Source organism: Phenylobacterium sp., assembly GCF_031181185.1.
GTDB lineage: Bacteria > Pseudomonadota > Alphaproteobacteria > Caulobacterales > Caulobacteraceae > Phenylobacterium.
Genome location: NZ_JAPSKZ010000288.1, coordinates 1 through 2,705 on the forward strand (window position 1 = coordinate 1; position 2,705 = coordinate 2,705).

Annotated in this window: 4 protein-coding genes; 1 reads left to right on the forward strand and 3 read right to left on the reverse strand. The window is 71.2% G+C overall.

The window, feature by feature from the left end; genetic code table 11:
* Positions 1 to 20 precede the first annotated feature (20 nt).
* Positions 21 to 632, forward strand: a complete 612-nt coding sequence (locus RIF93_RS19945) for an ABC-type transport auxiliary lipoprotein family protein (protein ID WP_309093189.1) — start codon at positions 21 to 23, stop codon at positions 630 to 632.
* Here the strand turns inward: RIF93_RS19945 and folD are convergent.
* From folD to RIF93_RS19960, 3 genes are all read right to left on the reverse strand, one after another.
* Positions 629 to 1,522 (reverse strand): bifunctional methylenetetrahydrofolate dehydrogenase/methenyltetrahydrofolate cyclohydrolase FolD, encoded by an 894-nt coding sequence (folD, locus tag RIF93_RS19950; protein ID WP_309093190.1) that lies wholly within the window; start codon positions 1,520 to 1,522, stop codon positions 629 to 631. The two genes, RIF93_RS19945 and folD, sit on opposite strands and share 4 nt — an antisense overlap.
* 19 nt (positions 1,523 to 1,541) lie before the next feature.
* Entirely contained in the window at positions 1,542 to 2,000 is a 459-nt protein-coding gene (locus tag RIF93_RS19955; protein WP_309093191.1) for an NUDIX domain-containing protein, read from the reverse strand.
* On the reverse strand, positions 2,000 to 2,705 hold a 706-nt coding region (locus RIF93_RS19960), incomplete at its 5' end, for a S1/P1 Nuclease (RefSeq protein WP_309093192.1). The genes RIF93_RS19955 and RIF93_RS19960, both read right to left, overlap by 1 nt.

Sequence of the window (2,705 nt, forward strand, 5' to 3'; positions counted from 1 at the left end):
GAGGAAGTGAAGGTGCCCCAATGACGACGCTGCGGCTCTCGGTCCTCGCCCTCTGCGCCGTCGCGCTCAGCGGCTGCGCGCTCCTGGGCGGCGGCAAGCCGGCCCACCTCTACCGCTTCGGCCAGTCGGCCGTCGGCGAGGCCACGCCGGCGCCCGCCGGCGCGGTCACCGTCTTCCGCGGTCCGGGCGCCTTCCAGCGCGAGGCGGCCGGCGACCGCATCCTTACCGTCACCGGCGGCAAGGCGGCCTATGTCGCCGAGACCCGCTGGATCGCGCCGGCTCAGGTGCTGTTCAACCAGGCCGTGGTCGCCGCCTTCGACGCCGATCCCGGCCCGGTGCGCCTGGTCTCCCGTGGCGAGGCCGGCCAATCGGACCACATCCTGCGCCTCGACGTCCGCACCTTCGAGACCCGTTACGACCAGGGGCCGAAGGCCGCGCCGGTCGTGGTCGTCCGCGTGCGCGCAGCGCTCACGCCCCGCAAGGCTCAGCTCGTGCAGGAAGAGATCTTCGAGGCCCAGGTCCGAGCGGGCGACAACCGGGTGGCCGCCATCGTCGCCGCGTATGACGCCGCCGTGGCCGAGGTGCTGGGCAAGGTCGTGACCTGGACCAACGCGACCGCGCGCGGGTCCTAGACCTCGATCCCGGCCAGGCGCTTGGCCGCCGTCACCGTGTTCTGCAGCAGGCAGGCCACGGTCATGGGGCCGACGCCAGCCGGCACTGGCGTGATTGCGCCCGCGACCTCCAAAGCCTCCTTGTAGTGGACGTCGCCCACCAGCTTGGTCTTGCCCTGGGCGGCCTTCTCGGGATCGTCGAACGGCACCCGGTTGATGCCGACGTCGATCACGGTGGCGCCCGGCTTGATCCAGTCGCCGCGGATCATCCGCGGCCGGCCCACCGCCGCCACCAGGATGTCGGCCTCGCGGCAGACCGCCGGCAGGTCCTGGGTCCGCGAGTGGGCGATGGTGACGGTGCAGTCGGCCTGCAGCAGCAGCTGGGCCACCGGCTTGCCCACCAGCTGCGAGCGCCCCACCACCACGGCCCGCTTGCCGGTCAGGTCGCCCAGCGTCTCGCGCAGCAGGATCATGCAGCCTAGCGGCGTGCACGGCACGAGCGCCGGCAACCCGCTGGCCAGCCGCCCGGCGTTGACGGTGTGGAGGCCATCCACGTCCTTGTCCGGGCTGATAGCCGCGATCACCGCCTTCTCGTCCAGGTGCTTGGGCAGCGGAAACTGCACCAGGATTCCGTGGATCAGGGGGTCGGCGTTCAGCTCGGCCACCAGCCGCAGCAGCTCCGCCTGCTGGGTTTCGGCCGGCAGCCGGTGCGTCACCGAATGCATCCCCACGGCCAGGCTGTGCTCGCCCTTCGAGCGCACATAGACCTGGCTGGCCGGGTCCTCGCCCACCAGCACCACGGCCAGGCCGGGCTGGAGCTTATAGTCGGCCCGTAGCCGCGCGACCTCTTCGGCCACCTGCGCCCGCAGGCGCTCGGCCACAACCTTGCCGTCGATGATCTTTGCCGTCATGGGCAGCGCTGCTAGCCGCTCAGCGCCGCGCGCGCAATCTCAGCCAGGCGGCGACCGCCCACGCATGAGCGTCGTGGCGCAGCCGTTCCACCGCCTCGTGCGGGTCCAGCCAGACGAGGGTGTGGTCGTCCTCGATCTTCAGCTCGGCCGCCTCGCCTTCCACCGAGAGCACGAAGAACGTCGCGCGGTTGTTGAACGCCTCGCCGTCCGTGTTGACGAAGAACTGGTCGGCCTTCGCATAGGGCTCGACGACGGCGACCTTCAGCCCCGTCTCCTCGCCATACTCGCGGACCACCGCCTGTTCCGGCACCTCGCCCGCATCGATCGCGCCGCCCGGCAGGTCCAGCCAGGCCGGATGGCCGGGCTTCTCCACCCGCACCACGGCGATCTCGCCGCCGCGCTCCGCGATGCCGAAGGCGGCCGGACGGTCGCGATAGGTCCGCCCCGGTTCCGGATCGCCGAACTGAGGGGCGGCCATCAGTCGATCGAATACAGGTTGGGGAACGGATCGGTCTTGCCCGAGAGCACGTCCTGCACCGGGATCGGCCGCCAGCCGACGCTTCGCGTGGCGCTGGCCCGCCAGGCTTCCACCACGAGGTCCCGGAACTCCGAGGCGCCGACCGCCAGCCGCGCCGTGGCGAACGCCGGTCCGCGCGGGTCGCCCTGCGCCAGGCCGCCAGCTTTCTCCAGTTCGTACAGCGGCACGACGAGCTTGTTCGTCGCCAACAGGTACTCGGTCACCCGCTGCTCGATCGCGCAGCCGCACGAGCGGAACGGCGCCATGCCCGCCGCCACCGCCTTCGGGTCCGCGGTCGCCCGCACCATGGCGCTCTCGAACGGCGAGTGGATGCGCGAGGTCGTGAACCCCTGCGGGTTTGGATAGTCGCCCCAGCCGTTGAAGTGGGTCGAGGTGTGCAGCGGCTGGGCCCCGTCGCCCACGAAGTGCGACAGCTCGCCCAGCGTCGCCATGATCAGCGCCTCGCGCCGAAGCCGGTCGGCCTTGAACCACGCGCGGTTCTTCTTCCACTTCGGGTTCTTCTCGGCGGCGGTCAGCACGCGCCAGTAGGCGAAATCGAGGGTCAGCTGCTGCCAGTGGTCGATGATGGCGAAGTGCAGGTAGCCGGCCTTGGCGGTGTCCAGCTTGTGCGCCGCCAGCTGCGTCTCGTACTCGGCCCGCGTCGGC